This window comes from Salinibacillus xinjiangensis (assembly GCF_009649735.1).
Lineage (GTDB): Bacteria > Bacillota > Bacilli > Bacillales > Alkalibacillaceae > Salinibacillus > Salinibacillus xinjiangensis.
In genome coordinates this window covers 178,783-202,951 of the sequence record NZ_WJNH01000002.1, presented here as the reverse complement: position 1 = coordinate 202,951, position 24,169 = coordinate 178,783, and the positions used below count along the sequence as shown (strand labels likewise).

The 24,169-nt window shown below is 38.6% G+C and carries 26 protein-coding genes; 25 read left to right on the top strand and 1 reads right to left on the bottom strand.

What is annotated here, in order from left to right:
• The first annotated feature begins 2 nt into the window (after positions 1-2).
• From recG to rnc, 7 genes are all read left to right on the top strand, one after another.
• Positions 3-2,042, top strand: a complete 2,040-nt coding sequence (gene recG, locus GH754_RS03695) for an ATP-dependent DNA helicase RecG (RefSeq protein ID WP_153727390.1) — start codon at positions 3-5, stop codon at positions 2,040-2,042.
• A 75-nt stretch (positions 2,043-2,117) separates the two neighbouring features.
• Positions 2,118-2,696: a transcription factor FapR gene (gene fapR / locus GH754_RS03690; RefSeq protein ID WP_153727389.1), complete on the top strand. Its 579-nt coding sequence runs from the start codon at positions 2,118-2,120 to the stop codon at positions 2,694-2,696.
• Positions 2,697-3,701 carry a phosphate acyltransferase PlsX gene (gene plsX / locus GH754_RS03685; protein ID WP_153727388.1) on the top strand — a complete coding sequence of 335 codons (1,005 nt, stop codon included), beginning with the start codon at positions 2,697-2,699 and terminating at the stop codon, positions 3,699-3,701.
• On the top strand, positions 3,698-4,645 hold the full coding sequence (gene fabD / locus GH754_RS03680) for an ACP S-malonyltransferase (RefSeq protein ID WP_153727387.1): 948 nt from the start codon (positions 3,698-3,700) through the stop codon (positions 4,643-4,645). Before plsX ends, fabD begins: the two co-directional genes overlap by 4 nt.
• Positions 4,645-5,388, top strand: coding sequence for a 3-oxoacyl-[acyl-carrier-protein] reductase (fabG, locus tag GH754_RS03675; protein WP_153727386.1), 744 nt, complete (start codon positions 4,645-4,647; stop codon positions 5,386-5,388). Before fabD ends, fabG begins: the two co-directional genes overlap by 1 nt.
• 136 nt (positions 5,389-5,524) lie before the next feature.
• Positions 5,525-5,761, top strand: coding sequence for an acyl carrier protein (gene acpP, locus GH754_RS03670; RefSeq protein ID WP_153727385.1), 237 nt, complete (start codon positions 5,525-5,527; stop codon positions 5,759-5,761).
• Positions 5,762-5,891: 130 nt separating this feature from the next.
• Positions 5,892-6,584 carry a ribonuclease III gene (gene rnc, locus GH754_RS03665; protein ID WP_323741834.1) on the top strand — a complete coding sequence of 231 codons (693 nt, stop codon included), beginning with the start codon at positions 5,892-5,894 and terminating at the stop codon, positions 6,582-6,584.
• A gap of 86 nt (positions 6,585-6,670) precedes the next feature.
• On the opposite strand, the gene GH754_RS03660 is transcribed toward rnc, so the two are convergent.
• A complete protein-coding gene (locus tag GH754_RS03660; RefSeq protein ID WP_153727384.1) occupies positions 6,671-6,892 on the bottom strand; it encodes a DUF1128 domain-containing protein in 222 nt (73 codons plus the stop codon).
• A 143-nt stretch (positions 6,893-7,035) separates the two neighbouring features.
• Between GH754_RS03660 and smc the strand changes: the two genes are divergently transcribed.
• The 18 genes from smc to dprA all read left to right on the top strand — a co-directional run bounded on the left by smc (position 7,036) and on the right by dprA (position 24,014).
• The gene (gene smc, locus GH754_RS03655) at positions 7,036-10,602 is read left to right on the top strand and encodes a chromosome segregation protein SMC (protein WP_153727383.1); all 3,567 of its coding nucleotides are present in this window, start codon (positions 7,036-7,038) and stop codon (positions 10,600-10,602) included.
• Between the two features lie 31 nt (positions 10,603-10,633).
• Positions 10,634-11,635 (top strand): signal recognition particle-docking protein FtsY, encoded by a 1,002-nt coding sequence (gene ftsY, locus GH754_RS03650; protein ID WP_153727382.1) that lies wholly within the window; start codon positions 10,634-10,636, stop codon positions 11,633-11,635.
• A 77-nt stretch (positions 11,636-11,712) separates the two neighbouring features.
• Positions 11,713-12,039 (top strand): putative DNA-binding protein, encoded by a 327-nt coding sequence (locus GH754_RS03645; protein WP_153727381.1) that lies wholly within the window; start codon positions 11,713-11,715, stop codon positions 12,037-12,039.
• Between the two features lie 13 nt (positions 12,040-12,052).
• Positions 12,053-13,399, top strand: a complete 1,347-nt coding sequence (gene ffh, locus GH754_RS03640) for a signal recognition particle protein (protein ID WP_153727380.1) — start codon at positions 12,053-12,055, stop codon at positions 13,397-13,399.
• A 128-nt stretch (positions 13,400-13,527) separates the two neighbouring features.
• Complete coding sequence (gene rpsP, locus GH754_RS03635) at positions 13,528-13,800, top strand: 30S ribosomal protein S16 (RefSeq protein WP_153727379.1); 273 nt, start codon at positions 13,528-13,530, stop codon at positions 13,798-13,800.
• Between the two features lie 17 nt (positions 13,801-13,817).
• On the top strand, positions 13,818-14,045 hold the full coding sequence (locus GH754_RS03630; protein ID WP_153727378.1) for a KH domain-containing protein: 228 nt from the start codon (positions 13,818-13,820) through the stop codon (positions 14,043-14,045).
• Between the two features lie 216 nt (positions 14,046-14,261).
• Complete coding sequence (locus GH754_RS03625) at positions 14,262-14,648, top strand: YlqD family protein (RefSeq protein WP_323741833.1); 387 nt, start codon at positions 14,262-14,264, stop codon at positions 14,646-14,648.
• An 11-nt stretch (positions 14,649-14,659) separates the two neighbouring features.
• Positions 14,660-15,178: a ribosome maturation factor RimM gene (gene rimM / locus GH754_RS03620; protein ID WP_153727377.1), complete on the top strand. Its 519-nt coding sequence runs from the start codon at positions 14,660-14,662 to the stop codon at positions 15,176-15,178.
• Positions 15,178-15,915, top strand: coding sequence for a tRNA (guanosine(37)-N1)-methyltransferase TrmD (trmD, locus tag GH754_RS03615; RefSeq protein WP_153727376.1), 738 nt, complete (start codon positions 15,178-15,180; stop codon positions 15,913-15,915). Before rimM ends, trmD begins: the two co-directional genes overlap by 1 nt.
• Positions 15,916-16,042: 127 nt before the next feature.
• Positions 16,043-16,387 (top strand): 50S ribosomal protein L19, encoded by a 345-nt coding sequence (rplS, locus tag GH754_RS03610; protein WP_323741832.1) that lies wholly within the window; start codon positions 16,043-16,045, stop codon positions 16,385-16,387.
• A gap of 188 nt (positions 16,388-16,575) precedes the next feature.
• Positions 16,576-17,133 carry a signal peptidase I gene (gene lepB / locus GH754_RS03605; protein WP_153727375.1) on the top strand — a complete coding sequence of 186 codons (558 nt, stop codon included), beginning with the start codon at positions 16,576-16,578 and terminating at the stop codon, positions 17,131-17,133.
• A 14-nt stretch (positions 17,134-17,147) separates the two neighbouring features.
• Complete coding sequence (gene ylqF, locus GH754_RS03600; protein ID WP_153727374.1) at positions 17,148-17,999, top strand: ribosome biogenesis GTPase YlqF; 852 nt, start codon at positions 17,148-17,150, stop codon at positions 17,997-17,999.
• A 445-nt stretch (positions 18,000-18,444) separates the two neighbouring features.
• Positions 18,445-19,224 (top strand): ribonuclease HII, encoded by a 780-nt coding sequence (locus GH754_RS03595; RefSeq protein ID WP_153727373.1) that lies wholly within the window; start codon positions 18,445-18,447, stop codon positions 19,222-19,224.
• Positions 19,225-19,237: 13 nt separating this feature from the next.
• Positions 19,238-20,524, top strand: coding sequence for a hypothetical protein (locus GH754_RS03590; protein WP_153727372.1), 1,287 nt, complete (start codon positions 19,238-19,240; stop codon positions 20,522-20,524).
• A complete protein-coding gene (locus GH754_RS03585; RefSeq protein WP_153727371.1) occupies positions 20,521-20,802 on the top strand; it encodes an EscU/YscU/HrcU family type III secretion system export apparatus switch protein in 282 nt (93 codons plus the stop codon). The genes GH754_RS03590 and GH754_RS03585 overlap by 4 nt, the downstream gene beginning before the upstream one ends.
• Positions 20,803-20,949: 147 nt before the next feature.
• On the top strand, positions 20,950-22,110 hold the full coding sequence (sucC, locus tag GH754_RS03580; protein ID WP_153727370.1) for an ADP-forming succinate--CoA ligase subunit beta: 1,161 nt from the start codon (positions 20,950-20,952) through the stop codon (positions 22,108-22,110).
• Positions 22,111-22,130: 20 nt separating this feature from the next.
• Positions 22,131-23,033: a succinate--CoA ligase subunit alpha gene (sucD, locus tag GH754_RS03575; RefSeq protein ID WP_153727369.1), complete on the top strand. Its 903-nt coding sequence runs from the start codon at positions 22,131-22,133 to the stop codon at positions 23,031-23,033.
• 90 nt (positions 23,034-23,123) lie between these two features.
• A complete protein-coding gene (gene dprA, locus GH754_RS03570) occupies positions 23,124-24,014 on the top strand; it encodes a DNA-processing protein DprA (protein WP_153727368.1) in 891 nt (296 codons plus the stop codon).
• Positions 24,015-24,169: the final 155 nt, after the last annotated feature.

Genomic DNA, 24,169 nt, shown 5'->3' with positions numbered 1-24,169 from the left:
AGTTGTTAGCCAATTTACCAGTTACCGATATAAAAGGAATCGGAGAAAAAATAGCCGGTGAACTAAACGATATGGGCATACAAACTGTTGAGGATTTTTTATTTCATTTTCCGTTTCGCTATGATGTCCATGAAATTAAACCAATTACTGAAATTGAGCATCAGGAAAAAGCTACACTTGTAGGGAAGGTTGTCTCAGAACCTTCCCTAAGCTTTTTTGGACGTAAAAAGTCCAGATTGACGGTTACATTAGAAGTCGATCATATTGCTGTTAAAGCGGTGTTTTTTAATCAAGCTTTTGCAAAAAAACACCTACAGAGAGGAGAATTGGTGACGGTTATCGGGAAGTGGGATCAACATCGCTTGCAAATTACCGTGAGTCAATTCCAAAAAGGAACCATCAAAAAGAAAGATACTCATCAACCCATTTATTCACTAAAGGGAGGCATTTCATTAGGGTTTTTTCGGAAATCAATGAAGCAAGCCTTGAATAGCTTTGGAACCCAAATCGAAGAGATTTTACCTGAAAACTATTTAACTGACTATAAAATTCCAGCTCGCTCTAAAGCTTTACAGCAAATGCACTTCCCAGAAAATGGGATTCTACTCAAGCATGCGAAGAGACGGTTTATATATGAAGAATTATTATTATTTCAGTTAAAGATGCAATGGCTAAGGAAACAAAAAAGGGAAGCGACCATGGGTAATGCCATGAATATGGATGTAACCAAAATCAATGCTTTTATGGACCAGCTCCCTTTTGAATTAACCAATGCGCAAAAAAATGTCATAAAAGAACTTTTGAATGATCTAAAAAATCCATACCAAATGAACCGTCTATTACAAGGGGATGTTGGGTCAGGGAAAACCGTAGTAGCGGCGATCGGATTATATGCAGCTATTACAGCGGGCAAGCAGGGAGCTTTAATGGTGCCAACAGAAATACTTGCTGAACAACATTTTGAATCTCTGCAGGAACTATTCGGTGATAAGGCAGAAATTGTATTACTAACTGGATCCGTAAAAGGGAAGAAAAGAAAAGAACGGCTACATAAAGTGAAAGAGCAGGATGCGGACATTGTGGTAGGTACACATGCATTAATTCAGGATGATGTATTTTTCAATGATTTAGGTTTTGTGATTGTAGACGAACAGCATCGATTTGGGGTAGAGCAGCGCCGGGTTTTAAGGGATAAAGGTTTACAGCCTGATGTTTTATTTATGACCGCAACGCCAATCCCGAGAACTCTAGCGATTACAACCTTTGGTGACATGGATGTATCTGTTATTGATGAAATGCCTAAGGGTCGAAAACCTGTAAAGACGTATTGGGCAAAAGAAAACATGCTAGATAGAGTATTAAATTTTGTCCACAAGGAAATCAAACAAGGTCATCAAGCCTATGTCATTTGTCCGCTCGTTGAAGAATCGGACAAGCTTGACATCCAAAATGCTGTTGACATCCATCAACAACTGCAAGAATTTTTCCCGCAGGATGTACGGGTTGGGCTTATGCACGGCCGGCTTCATACCACAGAAAAGGATGAAGTTATGAAGCAGTTTGCCCAAAATGAATTGCAAATTCTTGTTTCTACAACTGTAGTAGAAGTAGGAGTGAATGTCCCCAACGCTACGATGATGCTTATCTATGATGCGGAACGATTTGGTCTATCCCAACTACACCAATTAAGGGGCCGTGTGGGCCGAGGGGATGCTCAAAGCTATTGCATTTTACTAGCTGACCCTAAAGGAGAAACTGGAAAAGAGCGTATGAGGATCATGACAGAGACTAATGATGGTTTTGAGTTATCTGAGCATGATTTAAAGCTTAGAGGACCGGGAGACTTTTTTGGTAAAAAACAAAGCGGGCTTCCAGAATTTAAAGTAGCTGACCTCGTTCAGGATTATCGTGCATTAGAGACGGCGAGGAAGGACGCTGTTGACATGATTGAATCAGGTCGATTTTTCAATGACCCATCCTATAAGAAGCTAAAAATAGCCATTGAAAATGATCCAATTTTTAATGGACAAGTTTTAGATTAAAAGGGGATTGCAATTACTCCACAGGTATTATATATTACTATTAGTACCTAGTCATAAAAGTGGACGGTGTAATCGATGAGGAAAACGAAGAAGCAAAGACAGGAACAATTAAAAGAAACCATTTCACTAATGCCCTTTATAACAGATGAAGAGCTTGCGAAAAAGTTTAATGTCAGTATACAAACCATCCGATTAGATCGAATGGAATTATCTATTCCAGAATTGCGCGAACGAATTAAATCCGTTGCAACCCATCAATGGAATGAAACGGTTAAAGCACTACCTTTAGATGAAGTAATTGGAGAAATAATTGATTTAGAATTAGATAGGCGTGCGATCTCCATACTTGATATCCGGAGTGACCACGTTTTTTCTCGTAACAAAATTGCACGAGGGCACCATTTATTTGCTCAGGCTAACTCTCTTGCGGTAGCGGTGATTAATGATGAGCTAGCGCTAACAGCTAAATCTGACCTTAGATTTAAACGCCAGGTTAAGGAAGGCGAACGAGTAGTTGCTAAAGCAGAGGTAAAAGGAAACGATCACAAGGACCGTACCATTGTGGAGGTAAATAGCTTTGTTGAAAATGAACTGGTGTTCCAGGGTAGTTTTGTGATGTTTCGGTCTAATGACCAAAAAGGAGAGACAAAATAAATGAGAATAGCAATCGATGCGATGGGTGGAGACAACGCACCTGAAGCAATTGTTAAGGGAGTTTGCTATGCAGTGGAAAACATCCCAAATCTTTCCGTCGTTTTAGTTGGAGATAAGCAAAAAATTAATTCGTATTTAACGACTACAAAAAATATCGATATCATACATACACAGGATGTAATTACTAGTGAAGACGAACCTGTACGAGCAGTCAGGAGAAAGAAAAATGCCTCTATGGTATTAATGGCTAATGAAGTTAAAGAAGGCCGTGCTGATGCATGTATTTCTGCAGGGAATACAGGGGCCCTTATGAGTGCTGGATTATTTATTGTTGGTCGTATTCGAGGAATTGATCGACCTGCCCTAAGCCCTACACTCCCTACACTAGATGGAAAAGGCTTTTTACTTCTTGATGTTGGAGCGAATGTCGATGCCAAGCCACAACATTTGCTGCAATATGGCATTATGGGTTCGATTTACGCCGAAAAGGTTAGAGGAGTTCATAACCCTAGAGTAGGACTGTTGAATGTCGGAACAGAAAATCAAAAGGGTAGCGAGTTATCGAAAAAAGCCTTCCTATTACTTGAAGATGCACCTATAAATTTCATCGGAAACGTCGAAGCCCGAGACTTTCTCGATGGTGTAGCGGATATTATTGTAACGGATGGTTTTTCTGGGAATGTCGCGCTCAAATCGATTGAAGGAACAGCGCTAGGCATGTTCTCCATGTTGAAAGAAGTTTTTATGAAAAATGCTAAGACGAAATTGGCAGCAGCGGCCATCAAAGGAGATCTAAAAGGATTAAAATCAAAGCTAGACTACTCGGAATATGGAGGAGCAGGATTATTTGGTTTAGCCGCTCCAGTTATCAAGGCCCATGGTTCTTCTAATGATCGGGCAGTTTATAATGCCATTAAGCAGGCCTGCCAGCTCGTTGAACAAGAGGTAACCAATAAGATAGAAGAGACAGTTGAATCTCTTAATACAGAGGAGGGAAACGAATGAAAAAAGTAGCTTTTTTATTCCCAGGTCAAGGGTCACAAGAGGTAGGTATGACAAAAGCTTTTTATGAAAAAGATGAGGATGTAAAAAAGGTATTTGATCGTGCAGAACAAGCGTTGCAAGTTCCAATCAAAACCTTAATGTTTGAAGGACCGCAAGAAGAACTTACAAAAACAGAGAATGCGCAACCAGCATTATTACTCTCAAGTGCTGCCATCGCTAACGTTTTACAGAAAAATGGAGTAAAGCCGGTAATGGCTGCAGGCCATAGCCTAGGCGAGTATTCTGCTTTAGTTAGTGCTAGAGCTTTGCAGTTGGATGAAGCTTTAAAACTCGTCCAAACTCGTGGGCGCTTAATGGAAAAGGCATATCCTGCTGGTAAAGGTGCAATGGCTGCGGTCTTAGGATTAGACGAAAAAACGATTTCTGAATCAGTTGATGAAATTTCTGAGAAAGGAGAAATTGTTGATGTTGCTAATGACAACTGCCCTGGCCAAATTGTCATCTCTGGTACGAAACAGGGAGTTGAAATAGCTACCGAGCTGCTAAAGGAAAAAGGGGCTAAGCGTGTGCTGCCTTTAAATGTGAGCGGACCATTTCACTCTAGATTAATGGAACCAGCAAGTAGTGAGCTAGAGCAAGAGCTTTTGAAAACAGATATTCAGGACGCTGAAATTCCTGTTTATGCAAATGTAACAGCAGCACCCGTACACGACCAGAGCGAGATTCAAAATCTTTTAGTGAAACAACTCTATTCACCTGTGCGTTTTTCAGAAACGATTTCAAATATGATGGCTAGTGGTGATGTGGATGCATTTGTAGAAGTAGGAAATGGTAAAGTACTCTCAGGTTTAGTTCGAAAGGTGAATCGTAGAACGAAAACATTTGCCATTCAAGACCCAGAATCATTAGCCGCATTTCTAGAATGGTATAAGGAGGATGCTTAATGTCTTTAGGAGGTAAAGCTGCACTTGTAACTGGCGCTTCTAGAGGAATTGGGAGAGCCATTGCTCTAGAACTAGCCAAAAATGGAGCAAAAGTGGCTGTCAATTATGCAGGCAGTGAACAAAAAGCCAATGAAGTAGTCAAAGAAATTGAAGAGCTTGGTGGAGAAGCATTTGCCATACAGGCTAATGTTTCACAAGATGAAGACGTGAAGGAAATGATTAAGAAAACGATTGACACGTTTGGTAGTCTTGATATATTAATTAATAATGCCGGAATTACCCGCGACAATTTATTGATGAGGATGAAAGAGGATGAGTTTGACGACGTGATTCAAACGAATCTAAAAGGGGTATTCTTAACAACAAAGGCGGTAACTAGACAAATGATGCGTCAAAAGAGTGGACGTATTATCAATATCGCCTCCATAGTTGGTGTTACGGGCAACCCTGGACAAGCCAATTATGTGGCAGCAAAAGCGGGTGTAATTGGATTTACGAAAACAACAGCGAAAGAGTTGGCGTCTCGTAACATCCTAGTGAATGCTGTAGCTCCTGGGTTTATTTCAACGGATATGACAGACCAGCTTCCAGAAGAAGCTCGTAAAGAAATGCTATCCATGATTCCTTTAAATCGTTTAGGGAATCCTGAGCATGTAGCAAAGGTTGTTCGTTTTCTTGCATCGGACGACTCTGAGTATATGACCGGGCAAACACTTCATGTTGATGGCGGTATGGTCATGTAATACTGCCGCCGAGGGGTGCCAGGGACTTATAGAATTTCTCTTTTAGAAGTTTTATAAGTCCCTGGCACCCGGGTGTCTTAGTATAAACAGGTGTCAGTCATAGTTTTTCCTGCTCGGTGAAGGGAGGTGAACACCAATGGCAGATGTATTTGATCGCGTAAAAAAGGTCATTGTTGATCGTTTAGATGTAGATGAATCAAAGATTACTATGGAAGCATCTTTTAAAGATGATTTAGAGGCTGATTCACTAGATGTAGTTGAACTAGTGATGGAACTTGAAGATGAATTTGATATGGAGATTTCTGATGAAGAAGCAGAAAAAATTGCTACTGTCGGAGATGCTGTAAACTACATAAACAGCACTCAGTCCTAATTAGAATTCATGAAATATAACCATAATAAATGGTATAAATGAAAGTCCTGCTTTTGTGCAGGACTTTCAATCCATATTAAGGTTCGAATCATAGTACATAAACTATTAAAAGGATAGGTGACATATATCCGTGAATTTTGAAAACTTTCAACAGACAATAGGCACAGAATTCAATAATGAACGTCTTCTAAAACAAGCTTTTACACATTCCTCTTATGTAAATGAGCATCGCCATCTGGATTTAGAAGATAATGAACGCTTGGAGTTTTTAGGAGATGCAGTACTAGAGTTGGCTGTATCCCAGTACTTATATCGAAAGAATCCAGATATGGCTGAAGGAGATTTAACAAAGCTAAGAGCATCCATTGTCTGTGAACCTTCTCTTGTTCATTTTGCTGAAAAGCTAAATTTTAATGAACTTGTATTACTTGGTAAAGGAGAGGAAATGACAGGTGGTAGAACAAGACCTGCCCTTTTAGCTGACGCATTCGAAGCATTTATCGGTGCTCTTTATTTAGATCAAGGCTTTGATACAGTATTAACCTTTTTGGGAAGGTACATTTTCCCAACTATCAAGCCTGGTGCATTTTCCCACGCAACAGATTACAAGAGCTTATTACAGGAAGTTGTTCAACAAGATTTGGATGGTCAAATTGAATATGAAATTGTAGATGAAAAGGGTCCAGCACATAACCGTGAATTCATTGCCAATGTATTTATACATGATGAAAAGTATGGTGATGGGAGTGGCAGAACAAAAAAGGAAGCCGAGCAAAATGCGGCCAAAGAAGCACTGGAAAAGCTAGATAAAGAAAGTAAATAAGGGTGCCAGGTACTTATCGAATTTATCGTGAAATTCGATAAGTACCTGGCACCCAATCCTTGTGTAAGGAAAACCTTACTCTCCTGTTATTTCGCTCTGAAATTTCTTAGTTCCTCGATAATGGCTTGAATTTCAGATACACTTAATTGCTTGTTTTTAACCATATCGTACATAGATTTTATTTCGTTGTAGTTTTTGATATCAAAGTACTTCGGGTCTAATACTGAACGATTAATGACTTGTAATTGTTCAGCTAATTGTTCAATTATGTAGGATAAATTTTGTTCAGTTGCTTCGTTCAAATTCATTGGGTCACTCCTCTTCATCGTAATCTTCACGATGTTCTTCTTATGTTCTATATTCTATGATAAAATATACTAGGCTAAAAGAAAACCTTTTTAACGGAATTCTAACGCTTTTCAATAAATTGAATTTTACGGGAGGAAGAAAAATGTTCCTCAAACGTTTAGATACAGTTGGATTTAAATCGTTTGCTGATCGAGTTTCAGTTGAATTTGTACCAGGGGTAACAGCAGTAGTTGGACCTAATGGTAGTGGAAAAAGTAATATTACGGATGCGATTCGTTGGGTATTAGGTGAGCAGTCTGCTCGCTCATTACGTGGGTCAAAAATGGAGGATATCATATTCTCAGGTAGTGATACCCGTAATGCTCTTAATTTTGCCGAGGTTTCGCTTGTTTTAGATAATGAAGATACCGCTTTACCCCTTGATTATCAAGAGGTTAGTATTACACGTCGAGTGTATCGTTCAGGCGAAAGTGAGTTTTTTATTAATCAGCAATCCTGTCGCCTTAAAGATATTATCGATCTTTTTATGGACTCTGGCCTAGGAAAAGAAGCCTTTTCCATTATTAGTCAAGGGAAAGTGGAGGAAATATTAAGCTCAAAACCTGAAGAACGTCGCTCCATTTTTGAAGAAGCTGCTGGGGTTTTGAAGTATAAGCAGAGAAAGAAAAAAGCAGAAATGAAGCTTAGCGAAACACAGGAAAATTTGTATCGTGTTGAGGATATAATTTATGAGCTAGATGGACAGCTTGAACCACTGAAGGAACAAGCGACTATCGCACAAACTTATTTAGAGAAAAAAGATGAACTGGAAAAAAATGAAGTAGCGCTCCTCGTAACCGAAATAGAACAGTTGAATTATGACTGGAAAAATCTTCTTCAAGAAATAGATGTTCAAAATGAAGAAGCCTTACATAAACAGTCGGACATCCAACAAGAAGAGGCTAAAATTGAAAAAGAAAAATATGAAATTCAGCGAATCGATGAAAATATCGAGCAGATGCAGGCAAAACTATTAACCTTAACACAGGAGTTAGAAAATATAGAAGGTAGAAAACGATTGTTTCACGAACGCTGGAAGCATTATGAAGAAAACAAGGACAAGCTTAGTGATGAGAACGCGAAGTTAACTCAAAAGCTAAAAGAAATTGGGGAGCAATTAGACCAAGAACAGCAAAAGCTAACGAGCATTCTAAATGAACGTGATCAAAACAAAAAACAATTGGTTCGTTTAGAAGAAAAGCTCGGTCAATCTAAGGAGAGTATTGAAGAGAAAATAGAAGAATTAAAAAGTGAATATATTGAAAAACTGAATGAGCAAGCTGCAAAGCGTAATGAAAGTCAGAGCATTGAGCGTCACCTAGAGCAAAATCAAGCCAAAAAAGGGAAAATGACAAGTCGCTTCCAAGACTTGATTAATGATAGAAAAGAAATTGATAAAGAGAAACAAAAAATTGAGCAAGCCTTAAACACTGAACAACAAAAGCTACAGAACAAAGAACAAGCTTATAACGAGTTAAAAGAAGAAATTAACAAGGGACATCAGGTTATACAGGCAGAACAAACAAAACTAAATCAAGGGTCACAGCTTATTCATAAATTACGATCGAAAAAAGAAATGCTAGAAGAAATGAAAGAGGACTTTGCTGGATTTTTCCATGGGGTTAAGGCGGTATTAAAAGCTAGAGATCGAAAAGAGTTAGAAGGTATCTTTGGTGCAGTTGCTGAAAAGATTGAAATACCAACTGACTATGTACAGGCCATGGAAACTGCATTAGGTGGTCAGGCTCAACACGTAATTGTGGAATCCGAACCTCATGCTAGGAAGGCAATTAATTGGCTTAAGAAAACCAATAACGGTCGGGCAACCTTTCTGCCATTATCGTCTATGCAGCCAAAACGAATACAGTCGAATTTAATCCAGCAAGTCGAGCGTCATCAGGGTTATGTAGGGATTGCAAGTCAACTGATAAAATATGAAGAGAAGTATGCAGCAGCAATCCAATCGCTACTTGGGAATATTGTCATCACCAAAACATTAAAAGATGCGAATGAAATTGCGGGATTGTTACATCGTCGTTATCGCATTGTAACCCTTGAAGGGGATGTGGTTAATCCAGGCGGTTCAATGACTGGTGGAGCGAAAAAGAAAAACAATAATTCTTTATTTACAAGAGAAAAAGAATTGAAACAAGTCATAGAAAAGCTCTCAGTTTATGAGCGTAAATCAGCCGATTTTGAGCAAGAGATTAATCAGTTAATCCTAAACACAAAACAAAAAGAAGACCAATTATCAGAATTAGAACAAGAAGTATCAAGGCTTAAAACGAATGTCGATAATCTTCGCGAAGCGGTTCGGGAAGTGGAGGTTAAGCTCTCTAATATTAATAATCATCTCTCTTTGTATGACCAAGAGCAAGAACAGTATTCTGAAGAGGAACAGGATTTACATGAATCGAAAAAGGTGATTAAGCACCAATTAGAGAAGCTAGAAGAGGAAACGACTAGTCTTCAAGCACAAATTGATGAATTGACAAGTGAGTTAAATACCCAGCAACAATCAAGTGAAAAGCTTCAACAGGAACATAATTCACTTCAAATCACTTTAGCTGAGTTGGATACAAATGTAAGGAACCAAAGAGAAAAAGTAAATAGTCTATCTAATCAGCAAAGCGAATTAATCGAGCAACAACAACAAGTTAATGAAGAGCTTGAAGAATTAGAGAAAATGAAAGAGCAAGGACAAACGGTCAGTGAAATTGATCAAGAAATTACAAGTAAACGGCTAGAAAAACAGCAAACAGAATATGACCTTAAGATGAAGCGAGAGGAAAGGCAACAACGAAATCAGAAGACAGCAGATGTTGAAAATGAGCTAAAAGAGAAAAATCGTAGCTTAAATCAATTAAGAAAACATATACAGGAAAAAGAAGTGAAAGCCAACCGTATGGACGTGGAATTAGATAATCGTCTAGGTCTACTTCAAGAGGAATATATGCTTTCCTATGAAAAAGCAAAAGAGAAGTTTGGGAAGACAGACGATCTGGAGAAAGCGAAACAAACGGTAAAGGGTATTAAACGTTCCATTGAACAACTAGGGAATGTTAACTTAGGGGCCATTGATGAATACGAACGAGTAAAGGAAAGGTACGACTTTTTAACCACCCAACAACAAGACTTGTTAGATGCTAAAGAAACCCTTTATTCAGTCATACATGAAATGGACACAGAAATGGTTAATCGTTTTGAAGGGACCTTTGTGCAAATACAAAAAGAATTTGTCGAGGTCTTTAAAGCGCTATTCGGGGGAGGGCGTGCAGATCTAACCTTAACAAACCCTTCCGACTTACTTGAAACAGGAGTAGATATTGTCGCCCAACCCCCAGGGAAAAAATTACAAAACCTAGGATTACTGTCAGGTGGGGAAAGAGCCCTTACTGCCATTGCTTTGTTATTTGCAATCCTTCGTGTTCGTCCCGTGCCATTCTGTGTACTTGATGAGGTGGAGGCAGCTCTTGATGATGCCAATGTAAATCGGTTTGCTCAATATTTGAAACAATTTAGTGCTAACACTCAATTTATTGTTATCACTCATCGAAAAGGAACAATGGAGGAAGCAGATGTTCTTTACGGTGTTACGATGCAGGAGTCGGGTGTTTCCAAATTAGTATCCGTACGATTAGAAGAAACCGAACAAATGGTGAATGCTTAAATTGTAATCCAGCTAGAAAGGAAGAGTTAATTTGAGTTTCTTTAAAAAATTGAAGGAAAAAATAAATCAACAAACAGAGCAGGTTACTGACAAATTTAAAGATGGATTAACCAAAACTAGAGATTCCTTTGCCACTAAAATGAATGACTTGGTTGCCAAATATCGTAAGGTTGATGAAGAGTTCTTTGAAGAACTAGAGGAGATTTTAATTTCAGCCGATGTTGGTGTTGAAACCGTCATGGAACTAATTGAGGAACTAGAAATGGAAGTGAAAAGACGGAACATTAAGGATACGTCTGAGGTTATCGAGGTCATTTCCGAAAAACTAGTGGAAATTTATTATGGAGACGATGAACAGGAGGTAGAACAACTAAATTTAAATGAAAATGGCCTTTCCGTTATCCTCTTTGTTGGTGTAAATGGAGTAGGTAAAACGACAACAATCGGTAAGCTTGCCCATATGCTTAAAGAAGAGGGGAAAACCGTTATGCTGGCTGCAGGAGATACGTTTAGAGCAGGCGCCATTGAACAACTTGAGGTATGGGGTGACCGTGTAGGAGTTGAGGTTGTCAAGCATAGTGAAGGTAGTGATCCTGCAGCGGTGATTTTTGACGGAATTCAAGCCGCTAAATCTCGTGGTGCAGATGTTCTACTCTGTGATACAGCTGGACGTCTACAAAACAAAGTGAACTTAATGAATGAGCTTGCAAAGGTAAAACGAGTGATTACGCGTGAAATTCCAGAAGCCCCACATGATGTGCTGCTCGTATTGGATGCGACCACTGGTCAGAATGCGATGAGTCAGGCGAAGACCTTCTCAGAAGCAACAGATGTATCAGGAATTGTGCTTTCTAAATTAGATGGTACAGCTAAAGGCGGTATCGTCTTAGCGATTCGCAATGAGTTGTCCATTCCGGTTAAATTTGTCGGTTTAGGAGAAAAGGTAACAGACCTGCAAGCCTTTGACGCGAATTCCTTTGTTTATGGTTTGTTTGCTGATATGATTGACCAATCAACGTCTGCCGATGAATAAGTTTACCTTGACACCTTTTCATACTATCCGTTAGTATAAAGTGTAAAGGTGTTTCACTTAACAAGGGAGAGATTGCCTTGCTAGACAAAACGACTCGCATTAATTATTTATTTGATTTTTATCAAGAACTGCTTACACCTAAACAAAAGAATTACATGGAAATGTACTATTTAGAGGATTATTCCTTAGGTGAGATTTCCGATCAGTTTGAGGTTAGTAGGCAGGCAGTCTATGATAATATAAAAAGAACCGAAAGCATGCTTGAAGAATACGAAGAAAAGCTATTTCTTTATGAAAAGTTCCAGCAAAGAAAAGAATTGGTAAGAAAATTAAAGGAACACGATGTAATACAAAAACATTCCGAGTTAGTGGAAATGATTCAAAAGCTCGAGAATCTAGATTAGGAGGGCGGCTTTTATGGCATTTGAAGGGTTAGCCGACCGACTGCAAAAAACGATCCAAAAGATCAAAGGAAAAGGTAAAGTTTCGGAAGCCGATGTCAAAGAGATGACACGTGAAGTCCGTTTAGCTTTACTTGAAGCAGATGTAAACTTTAAGGTTGTAAAGGATTTTGTGAAGCGTGTAAAAGAAAGAGCTGTTGGACAGGAAGTCATGGAAAGTTTAACACCTGGTCAGCAAGTTATTAAGGTTGTGAAGGATGAGCTTTCTGATTTAATGGGTGGAGAGCAAAGTAAGATTGCCGTAGCTAACAAACCACCAACAGTCATTATGATGGTTGGTCTGCAAGGTGCGGGTAAAACAACCACTACTGGAAAACTCGCCAATCTTTTAAGAAAAAAGCATAACCGTAATCCAATGCTAGTTGCGGCTGACATATATCGTCCTGCAGCTATCAATCAGCTACAAACTTTAGGAAAACAATTAGACATGCCAGTATTTTCACTTGGTACAGAGGCAAATCCTGTAGACATCGCTAATCAGGCAATTGAGAAGGCAAAAGAAGAGCACCATGATTATGTCATTATCGATACTGCGGGTCGTTTACATGTTGATGAGAACTTAATGGGTGAATTACAGGAGATTAAAGAAAGTGTGAATCCTGATGAGATCTTCCTAGTCGTAGATGCCATGACAGGACAGGATGCTGTGAATGTTGCAGAAAGCTTTAACGAGCAATTAGACGTATCTGGCGTTGTGCTAACGAAGCTAGATGGGGATACTCGTGGTGGTGCGGCCATTTCCATTAAAGCCGTTACCGGTAAACCAATTAAATTTGCAGGTATGGGTGAGAAGCTGGATGAATTAGAAGCCTTTCATCCTGAACGAATGGCATCGCGAATTTTAGGGATGGGAGATGTCCTCTCCTTAATTGAGAAAGCACAGGATAATGTGGATGAAAAGCAAGCAAAAGAATTAGAAGAAAAAATGCGTTCCATGTCCTTTACCTTTGAAGATTTTCTGGATCAGATGCAGCAAGTGAAAAAAATGGGGCCATTGGATGAGCTCATGAACATGATGCCTGGGATGGGTAAAATGAAGGGCATGAAAAATCTTCAAGTAGATGAAAAGCAGATTGATCACGTTGAGGCTATTATTAAGTCGATGACGAAAAAAGAACGAGTCGATCCAAGCATCATGAATGCCAGTCGAAAAAGGCGGATTGCCAAAGGATCTGGGACATCCGTGTCTGAAGTCAATCGCTTACTTAAACAATTTACCGAAATGAAGAAAATGATGAAGCAAATGACAAATATGGGGAAAAAGGGTAAAAAGAAAAAAGGCATGAATTTCCCATTTATGTAGACAAAAACTAGCTTATAAAGCTAGCTATAATCAGTTTTTTAATATGTAATGGAAAAATACTTTACACAGATATAAATGTCTGCTAAAATCTTTATTTGTGTAAAACAATTATTTTGGAGGTGCAAAACATGGCAGTAAAAATTCGCCTAAGAAGAATGGGTTCTAAAAGAAATCCATTTTACCGTGTAGTAGTTGCTGATTCACGTTCTCCTCGTGACGGACGTTTTATTGATCAAATTGGAACATATAATCCAGTTGTTGAACCAGCTAAAGTTGATTTAGATGAAGAGAAAGCACTTGATTGGATGACAAAAGGTGCTAAACCAAGCGACACTGTACGTAACCTGTTTTCAGAACAAGGCATCATGAAGAAATTCCATGACTCTAAAAACCAAAAGTAAAGTAGTGTGATGATGTCATGAAAGCCTTAATTGAAACCATTGTCCGCCCATTGGTTGATCATCCTGATGATGTCAACGTAACAGAAGAGGAAAACGATTATAAGATTCGTTACCACCTCACTGTTCATGAAAACGATGTGGGTAAAGTGATTGGAAAAAATGGTCGAATTGCTAAAGCAATCAGAACTGTTGTGTATGCAGCCGGTTCTGATTCTAACAAAAAAATTTATTTAGACATTATGTAACCAACAGGGAAAGGGCAAACCTTTCCCTGTTTTTACAGCTTTAAAAGTTAAAAGAGTTTTCAGTTAAAAGAGGTTATGAATAAAATAAAGGTTTCGTTTTTATTCGTATACTTATATACTTAAGTTGGTGGAACGTATAAGTATTTAACAAGTTGGCCATTGAATGTGCCTGTAGGCTCATCAATAGCCAATTTTGTCTAACGGGAGGTTTCCCTTGTGAAAATAATTCGTAAAACAGCTGTGAAACAGGTCATCACAGAAAAAAGTAAGGAACGGTTAGAAGTGAAATTCAAAGGGCAGCTCACACAGCTTGAAAATGAGTGTCATCAGCTCCAATTTGAAAAACGAAAATTGCAATCTAAGAAAGGAATATCCACATCAGATGTTAACGTACGCTTCCAAAAGGAAATTGATCGGCGAAAAAACAAGATGAAGTGGGTAGAATATCAGCTGGAACAATTGGACATTTTACCAATAGGTAGTGAAATAACAGAAAGTGAAGTAGATGAGATTGTAGAGGTTGAGGTAGGAGACAAGTGGTCTGAGATTATGGGAGAACGTTCTATTACAATACAGGATGGACAAGTCATTCGGATAGATTAAAAGGTGATGCTATGGATAACCAAATGTTTAACATCGGAAAAGTCGTCAATACACATGGTATTAAAGGTGAAGTGAAAATTATTAAAATCACAGATTTTGATGAGCGCTTCGAAAAAGGTAATAAAGTATTTTGGTTCGCGGAGGATGGAAAAAAGACGTTATCTCTCGAAATTGATGGACACCGAATACATAAAAATTTTCATTTATTACATTTTAAAGGCTATGATTCTATAAATGATGTGGAATCACTTAAGGGTGGTACACTGAAAATTTCTGAAGAGCAACAAACGAGTCTTGAAGAGGGTGAATTTTACTATCATCAAATCATTGGCTGTGCGGTAGTAACAGAGGATGGAACCGAAATCGGGATAGTAAAAGAAATCCTAACACCTGGAGCAAATGATGTTTGGGTTGTGAAAAGAAAGGGACAAAAGGATGTATTGATCCCTTACATTGAATCCATTGTAACTGATGTTGATGTTGAAAATAAACGGATTTTGATTCATCCTATGGAGGGTCTTTTGGACTAATGCATATCGATATCTTAACACTATTCCCAGAAATGTTTCATGGTGTATTCAATTCATCTATTTTAAAAAAAGCAGAAGAAAATAATGCTGTTCAATATAACCCTATTAATTTTAGAGATTATACAGATAATAAACATCAAAAGGTCGATGATTATCCTTATGGTGGTGGAGCAGGAATGGTACTTGCCCCCCAACCATTATTTGATGCCGTTGATCACTTAAAGGAACAGCGAAAAAATACAGCGCCACGTGTTATTTTAATGTGTCCACAAGGAGAGCCTTACACGCAAGAAAAGGCTGAGGAGCTGTCAGAAGAGGATCATTTAATCTTTATTTGTGGTCATTATGAAGGCTATGACGAACGTATAAGAACTCATCTTGTCACAGATGAAATATCTATAGGTGACTACGTTTTAACAGGTGGAGAATTAGGTGCGATGGTGGTCATTGATAGTGTGGTTCGTCTGTTGCCTGGGGTACTTGGTAATAACGAATCGGCAATCAAAGATTCATTTTCGACTGGATTGCTGGAGCACCCTCATTATACTAGGCCACGTGAGTTTAGAGGATTATCAGTTCCAGATGTAGTTTTATCAGGAAACCATCAAAAGATTGAAGAATGGCGGCAGAAGGAATCATTAAAACGCACTTATGAACGCCGCCCCGATTTATTGGAGAAAATGGAATTAACAGACGAGCAGAAACGTTGGCTACAGGTGTGGAAGAACGAGAAATAATCTTGCAATACGATGATGATTATGATATATTTACAGTTGTGCTTAAGAGTTTACTTAGGCTTTAAATGACGATACTCCGCTGCTAGATTCGTGAGGCAAGAGTGTTAGTTGGAAGGAGTGAAGACTTGTGCAAAAGATACTTGAACAAGTTGCAAAAGATCAATTACGTACAGACCGACCAAGCTTTCGTCCTGGTGATACGGTAAAGGTTCACGTGAAAGTTGTGGAAGGTAACCGTGAGCGTATTCAGGTATTCGAAGGTGTAGTACTTAAGCGTCGTGGAGGCGGAATTAGTGAAACCTTCACAGTACGTAAGATTTCTTATGGTGTAGGTATTGAACGTACTTTCCCAGTACATTCTCCTCGCATTGATAAGATTGAAGTATCACGTCGCGGTAAAGTACGTCGTGCGAAGTTGTACTACCTACGTAGTCGTCGTGGTAAAGCTGCACGTATTAAAGAAATTCGATAATATCGTTAAGCATCAGAAATCCTTTTTTGTTGCTTAATCTTAGCAAAAGTTAGTAAGAAGGAGCTTGCATTGTCAGGCTCCTTTTTCTACTCTTTGCATAATATTAACGGTATTCTTCAAATATTTACATACTAATAAACATAAAATGAATATATACATATGCATTCCACAAGTTCGGAGGTAAACCTATGGCCTATAAAAATAGAGAGTGGCTAAGTTGGCTAAAGGTAATTATCATATCAAGTATCATCGCTTTTGGTATACGTGCATTTGTGTTTGCGCCTATTATTGTAGATGGGCCATCTATGCTACCTACACTTGAGAATGATGACCACTTAATAGTAAATAAAATGGAGTATGTATTTAGTGATCCCGATCGGTTCGATATTGTCGTTTTTCACGCCACTAGAAATAAGGATTATATTAAGCGTGTAGTTGGTTTACCTGGTGAACATATAGCGTATCAAAATGAAATCCTTTATATAAATGGACAACCTTATACAGAGCCATTTTTGTCTAGTAGGCTGAATCAACTTCAGGAGGGGAGTCATTACACGCACGATTTCACATTAGAAGACCTCCCAGGTGAGTATGAGGAAATTCCTGATGGACATGTGCTCGTTTTGGGAGATAACCGGTCTAATTCAACCGATAGTCGTGTAATTGGTTTAATACCTATTGATCGAATTGTCGGTGTAGCCACATTTAGATATTGGCCCTTCAATCAATTGGGATTAATACATTAATAGTAGGTGATATGATGACCATTCAGTGGTTTCCAGGACATATGGCTAAAGCCAAAAGGCAAGTGGAAGAAAAATTAAAGCTTGTTGATTTTGTAATTGAATTAGTAGATGCAAGAGTTCCGATATCCTCACAAAATCCCATGTTACAAGAGGTATTAGGAGATAAAGAAAAACTGATTTTACTGATGAAAAAGGATTTAGCTGACCCACAAATGACAAAAAAGTGGGAGGAGCATTTTGCCGCTAAAGGCATCCCATCCTTGGCTGTTAATGCTCATGAAGCAAAAGATATTCAGCAAATTGTAAAGGTCGCTAAGGAAATAGGGGAGAAAAAACTTGAGCGGTTGACGAAAAAAGGCGTAAAACCTCGACCTATTCGAGCGATGATAGTAGGTATTCCAAATGTTGGAAAATCCACGGTGATAAATCGTCTTGTGAATAAAAAAATTGCCAAGACAGGTGATAGACCTGGTGTAACAACAGCTCAACAATGGATTAAAGTGAAAAAAGATTTTGAACTCCTTGATACACCAGGTATTTTATGGCCTAAATTTGAAGATGAGGAAGTGGGATATAAGCTAGCGGCTGTTGGGACGATTAAAGACCATATTCTTCATTTAGATGATATTGCTGTATTTGTATTAAGATTTTTAAAGGACCACTATCCTGATAGATTGGTGGAACGTTATTCCATTGATCTTGATGTCGAGGATATTGTAACCTGGTTTGATGAAATAGGAAAAAAAAGAGGCTGCTTAGCTAGCGGAGGCATGATTGATTACGAAAAAACCTCAGAGGTGATTATACGCGATCTTAGAACCTCTAAGCTAGGTACTATAACGTTTGATTTTCCTGATGAAGGGTAGATAAGTACATGTTTATAAGAGGCTGCTTTCGTTACGTTGTTGTCTTTTATATTGTGCAATTGATATAAATGCGACGTAACTCTAGCGTATTTTCCAATGATCATTCATCAGAACACTCCTATAGTGGAGGCAGAATACGGAGACTCCTATGGGAGGAAGCGTGGTGAAGTCCCAGCAGGAAACGGTCTGGGCTTCCGTGGAGGCTGTGGCCGCGCCCATGGAAAGCGGAGTATTCTGCCGGAACGGTATGCATGCACTCAATAATCATCGGAACGACTTAAGCAACACTAAAAAGTCTAACTATGTCGCATTTTACATCGTTATAGTCAAAAATAACATTTCCTTAGAAAAGAGCGTTTTAAAATAAATGACATTCATCTTTTGATGAATGTCTTTACTTTTTTCGAAATCTATCCGATATTAAAAGTGATGGGAGAGATGCATCATGACAATCAAAAGTGAAACAATTGCCGTCATACGCGAAAAAATAGAGAATGAAACATATACGGTAGAGGAATGGAATGCCTACACTCAAGATGAGAGAAAGGGCGTTCAGGTTTTGGTAAAAAAACAAGAAAAAAGGCGAAAAGCAGAGCAATTACACAAGGAACAGTTTGAGGAAATGCTAACATATGAAAAAAGTATTTGGCACAAGGGGTCTACATACATAGCTGGAATCGATGAAGCGGGTCGTGGTCCTTTAGCTGGTCCTGTGGTGGCTGGTGCTGTGATCATTAATGATACATTTTATCTAGAAGGCATCAATGACTCTAAAAAGCTATCCGTACAAGCAAGAGAGCGGTATTTTGATCAAATAAAACAGTTGTCTGTTTCTTACGGCATCGGTATTGTGGACAACAACACCATTGATCAAATAAATATATTTCAAGCAACAAAGCTGGCGATGAAAAAGGCCGTGGCTGACTTATCAATCCAACCTGACCATTTATTAGTTGATGCGGTTCAATTAAATGAAATCCCAATTCACCATGAGGCTATTATTAAGGGAGATCAAAAATCAGTCTCAATAGCAGCAGCCAGTATCATAGCTAAAGTAACGCGTGACCGCTTGATGAGACAAGTCGATGAACAATATCCAGCTTATCAATTCGCATCCAATATGGGATATGGGACCAAGAACCACCTTCAAGCATTAAAACAGTTTGGGCCTACACCTTATCACCGAGTTTCGTTTGCGCCTGTAAAAGATGCTATTCGTTCATAAGGAGAGAGATTGTATGCCGCAAAATGGAGTTCATCCAACCTTACAATCAATACGTTTACGAGCAACAAAGAGCATGCCACTATCCTTCAAACAGGGACAAATGGTCACAGGGCGAATTGAGAAGTTTTTGCCGAATAATAAGGCCGTCATTCAATTTGGAGGACAACAGCTTATTGCTCAATTGGAAAATTTACTTCAGGTCCATAAACGCTATCTTTTTCAAGTAACCAAAGCCTCTCCTTATGTAAGGTTGCAGGTAATGAGTGAAAAGCCAGTCCGAAATCAAAAGGATTCCATTTCCCTGTTGCTTGAGAAAATGGGGGTTAAAGGATCTGAAAATCAACAAAAACTGCTTTCTATTCTTATAAATGAACAAATACCAATCCACAAACAAAGCATAATGAAAGCATTTGCCCTTATGGAAAAGGCGCCTTCATTTGATGAAGGAATGTCCGTAATTAAAGAAATGCTAATACAGAAGTATCCAATGACAAAGGAAGTATTTGATGCAGTTTATGCTAGACTGTTCAAGCCGATATCGATGGATAAAACAGCAGTCGCTCTACAAACAGAGCTAGATCATATAGATACAAAGGAAGCAAGACAATTACAACATGTGTTATCGTTGTTCCATCAAAAGGACGCTTCAATGCCTCTATTAGAGGGATTATCAGACCAGAAAGGCATCCTCTTTAAACTGAAGGTGATGCTCTCGCTATTGGGTGGTAATGAACAGCTTGCGAAATTTTCTGCTCTTAACGAGAATCTTACTTCAAACCAATCGTTTAAGGAATTACTACAATTGGTTCAAGCCCAAGTGGACAAGCCAGCTGTTAATAGTCACATACAAAACCTACAAAACGTCGTATCAGGGATTCAGTTATCGTTGAGTAATCAACAGGAATGGTCTCAATTTTCGGTTCAGTTTCCCGGAGAATGGTTTGGGCTAAAAGAGGATTTGTTTATGGATTTTGAGGGTAAAAGAAATGAGCAGGATAAAATAGATTCCAATTATTGTCGGGTTATGTTTTACTTAACTCTTCAGAATATCAACGAGACAGTCGTCGATTTATTTGTTCAGAATAGGTCTATATCCCTTAGTGTTTTTAACGACCAACCAGAAATAGTTAAGCCTTTGACTAAACTACTGGAGTCATCACTTGCTGACAATTTACAGACCTTACATTATCAATTAAGCTCCATAGTGGTTAAGGATTTCAATCATTCAAAGCAATCAACCTCTTTTCATAACATTTCATCTCCTTCAGGAACAGAGAAAGGATTTGATTTTAAAATATGAACAATGACCTACCTAACAAACGTAAACAAGCGGTAGCTTTATCATATCATGAAAAAAGAGATACAGCACCGAAAGTAGTGGCGAAGGGGAAAGGCACAATTGCTGAAAATATAATAGATATGGCAAATGAAAATAACGTACCGGTTGAGGAGAATGCAGCACTTGTAGACCTATTATCTACGCTGAATACGAATGACACCATTCCTGAGGAGCTCTATCAAGTAGTAGCCGAAGTGTTTGCTTTTATTTATCAAGTGGATAAACAGTCGCAAAAATAATGCTTTCCTAGCCAGTTTGGTCGTTTTTTCAATTTATATCATCTGTTGTTATTTTCATAGAGTAGTCTTATAATGGATAAGTGTGGACAATTTCTAACACTTTTTTTACAATGAACACGCACTGATATTTTGATGGGAGGATGGAAAATGAACATTCACGAGTATCAAGCTAAAGAGATTTTTCGTAAGTTCGGCGTAGCTGTACCAAATAGTCGTGTAGCTTTTTCCGTTGATGAAGCAGTAGAAGCGGCAAAAGAACTAGGTACAGACGTTTCTGTTGTAAAAGCACAAATACATGCAGGTGGCCGAGGCAAGGCCGGCGGTGTAAAAGTGGCGAAAAATCTAGATGAAGTTCGTACATATGCAAAAGAAATCCTTGGTAAGACCCTTGTGACGCATCAAACGGGTCCAGAAGGAAAAGAGGTAAAACGTCTTCTAATTGAAGAAGGCTGTGATATTAAAAAGGAATATTATGTAGGGCTTGTTCTTGACCGTGCTACTTCACGTGTTGTCATGATGGCATCTGAAGAGGGTGGAACAGAAATTGAAGAAGTAGCAGCGAAGACACCTGAAAAGATTTTCAAAGAGGTAATCGATCCAGTAACAGGATTAATGCCATACCAAGCTAGAAGATTAGCTTTCAGCATCAATATTCCAAAAGAGCTCGTTTCAAAAGCTGTAAAGTTTATGATGGGGCTATATCAAGTATTTGTTGAAAAGGATTGCTCCATTGCAGAAATTAATCCACTAGTTACTACTGGTGACGGCAACGTTATGGCGTTAGACGCTAAGCTAAATTTTGATGACAACGCTTTATTCCGTCAAAAAGATGTAACAGAGTATCGTGACCTTGACGAAGAGGATCCAAAAGAAATTGAAGCATCTAAATATGACCTAAGTTACATTGCTCTTGACGGTAATATTGGCTGTATGGTAAATGGTGCTGGTCTTGCTATGGCAACCATGGATACCATTAAACACTACAATGGGGACCCTGCGAACTTCCTTGACGTTGGGGGAGGAGCTACTACTGAAAAAGTAACAGAAGCCTTTAAGATCATCCTATCCGATGAAAATGTAAAAGGAATTTTTGTGAACATTTTTGGTGGAATTATGAAGTGTGACGTAATTGCAGAGGGTGTTGTTGAGGCAACCAAGCAGATTGGACTAGAACTTCCTTTAGTCGTACGTTTAGAAGGTACGAATGTAGATGCGGGAAAGAAAATTTTAGACGATTCAGGCTTAAATATCACTTCAGCAGACTCTATGGCTGATGGCGCACAAAAAATTGTTGAATTAGTGAAGTAATGTAGAGAGGTGGGAGAAAAATGAGCGTTTTTATTAATAAAGACACAAAAGTAATTGTTCAGGGTATTACTGGCTCTACAGCCCTTTTCCATACAAAGCAAATGCTAGAATACGGAACCAAAATCGTTGGTGGTACTTCACCAGGTAAAGGCGGTCAAGAGGTTGAAGGTGTTCCTGTATTTAACACTGTTCAAGATGCTGTAGATCAAACTGGTGCAAACGCTTCTGTCATTTATGTGCCTGCACCATTTGCGGCAGATGCGATTCTAGAAGCAGCAGATGCTGAACTAGATTTAGTTATTTGTATTACAGAGCATATTCCAGTTATGGATATGGTAAAAGTTAAACGTCAATTGGAAGGTAAAAAGACACGTCTTGTAGGTCCAAACTGCCCAGGTGTTATTACTGCTGATGAGTGTAAAATCGGAATTATGCCTGGTTACATTCATAAAAAAGGTCATGTAGGTGTTGTATCACGTTCTGGTACATTAACCTATGAAGCGGTTCATCAATTAACTGAATCTGGTATTGGTCAAACCACTGCAGTTGGAATTGGTGGGGACCCTGTAAATGGTACAGATTTCATTGATGTTCTAAAAGCTTTCAATGAAGACCCAGAAACCGAAGCGGTTATTATGATTGGTGAGATTGGTGGAACAGCTGAAGAAGAAGCAGCTGAATGGGTAAAAGCTAATATGACAAAACCCGTAGTTGGCTTTATCGGTGGTCGTACAGCACCTCCTGGAAAGCGTATGGGTCATGCTGGTGCCATTATCTCTGGTGGTAAGGGTACAGCTGATGAAAAGATTCGTGTTATGAATGAATGTGGCATTGAAGTGGCAGAAACGCCTTCTGTCATGGGTGAAACACTAATTAAGGTTCTGAAGGATAAAGGACTATACGACAAGTGTAAGACACATTAATGAACCTATTAAGGGACTAACTCAAAAAGAATTGGGTTAGTCCCTTCTATATAATATAAATTTAACAAAAGCTAAAAGGGGTGTTTCTAGTTGATACCAGAAAAAGAATTAAGATTATTTCATTTATTACGTGTCAGAGGATTGGGACGAAGGAGAATTCGTCAATTATTACGAATTGACCCACAGCTTACCTCCATCTATCAGCTTTCCGTGAACGAACTGCAGACTCTTTTAAAATTACCCTCTCCAACTATTGATAAAATCCACAATGATCTCCATTCTTCTCAAATCATCAGTTCCATTAAATATGACTATTCCCAAACAAACATGATTTCTATTTACAATCCTTTATATCCACAACTTCTAAAGATGATTCCAGACCCACCACTATGCCTGTATGCAAAAGGAAATTTGGACTACTTAAACCACGAACCAAAGCTTAGTGTAGTAGGAACAAGGGCTCATTCGCAGGAGGCTGAGAGAAAGGTTCAATATTTATTTAAACCATTGATTCAACATGATTGGTTAATTGTAAGTGGGATGGCAAAAGGAATTGATAAGTTGTCACATCAAGCCGCTTTAGCCTATAATGGAAAAACGATTGCGGTGTTAGGGTTTGGATTTCATCATATCTATCCTAAAGAAAACATACACATAATGAATACTATTGGACGTAATCATTTGCTCTTATCTGAATATCCACCCCATACAAAGCCGAAGCCATGGCATTTTCCGGAACGAAATCGGATTATAAGTGGTCTATCCTTTGGCAGCTTAATTATAGAAGCGAAAGAGAAAAGTGGTACATTTATAACAGCTGAGCAAGCCTTAGAACAAGGTCGAGAGGTGTTTGTAGTACCTGGATCTATTCTTTCTCCCCAAACAAAAGGCTGTCACCTTTTAATACAGGAAGGCGCTACATTAATTTATGATTCAACGGATTTGATCCAGGCATGGAAAACAACAAAAATTAGCGTTTAATGAAACAAATAAAAGGCTTTTAATGTCCTATTTCTTAAAATTTTCTGTAAAAAATAGTTTGACAAAAGTGCTATAAGTATTTAATAATAGGGAAGATTTATAAAACGATTACCAGAAGCCTTTTGTACCTTCAAAATAGGGTAGAGTAGAAATTA

Coding starts and splice junctions, on each gene's coding strand:
- fapR (WP_153727389.1), top strand. CDS start 2,118: ATGAGGAAAACGAAGAAGCAAAGACAGGAACAATTAAAAGAAACCATT.
- plsX (WP_153727388.1), top strand. CDS start 2,697: ATGAGAATAGCAATCGATGCGATGGGTGGAGACAACGCACCTGAAGCA.
- fabD (WP_153727387.1), top strand. CDS start 3,698: ATGAAAAAAGTAGCTTTTTTATTCCCAGGTCAAGGGTCACAAGAGGTA.
- fabG (WP_153727386.1), top strand. CDS start 4,645: ATGTCTTTAGGAGGTAAAGCTGCACTTGTAACTGGCGCTTCTAGAGGA.
- acpP (WP_153727385.1), top strand. CDS start 5,525: ATGGCAGATGTATTTGATCGCGTAAAAAAGGTCATTGTTGATCGTTTA.
- GH754_RS03660 (WP_153727384.1), bottom strand. CDS start 6,892: ATGAATTTGAACGAAGCAACTGAACAAAATTTATCCTACATAATTGAA.
- smc (WP_153727383.1), top strand. CDS start 7,036: ATGTTCCTCAAACGTTTAGATACAGTTGGATTTAAATCGTTTGCTGAT.
- ffh (WP_153727380.1), top strand. CDS start 12,053: ATGGCATTTGAAGGGTTAGCCGACCGACTGCAAAAAACGATCCAAAAG.
- rpsP (WP_153727379.1), top strand. CDS start 13,528: ATGGCAGTAAAAATTCGCCTAAGAAGAATGGGTTCTAAAAGAAATCCA.
- GH754_RS03630 (WP_153727378.1), top strand. CDS start 13,818: ATGAAAGCCTTAATTGAAACCATTGTCCGCCCATTGGTTGATCATCCT.
- rimM (WP_153727377.1), top strand. CDS start 14,660: ATGGATAACCAAATGTTTAACATCGGAAAAGTCGTCAATACACATGGT.
- trmD (WP_153727376.1), top strand. CDS start 15,178: ATGCATATCGATATCTTAACACTATTCCCAGAAATGTTTCATGGTGTA.
- lepB (WP_153727375.1), top strand. CDS start 16,576: ATGGCCTATAAAAATAGAGAGTGGCTAAGTTGGCTAAAGGTAATTATC.
- ylqF (WP_153727374.1), top strand. CDS start 17,148: ATGACCATTCAGTGGTTTCCAGGACATATGGCTAAAGCCAAAAGGCAA.
- GH754_RS03595 (WP_153727373.1), top strand. CDS start 18,445: ATGACAATCAAAAGTGAAACAATTGCCGTCATACGCGAAAAAATAGAG.
- GH754_RS03590 (WP_153727372.1), top strand. CDS start 19,238: ATGCCGCAAAATGGAGTTCATCCAACCTTACAATCAATACGTTTACGA.
- GH754_RS03585 (WP_153727371.1), top strand. CDS start 20,521: ATGAACAATGACCTACCTAACAAACGTAAACAAGCGGTAGCTTTATCA.
- sucC (WP_153727370.1), top strand. CDS start 20,950: ATGAACATTCACGAGTATCAAGCTAAAGAGATTTTTCGTAAGTTCGGC.
- sucD (WP_153727369.1), top strand. CDS start 22,131: ATGAGCGTTTTTATTAATAAAGACACAAAAGTAATTGTTCAGGGTATT.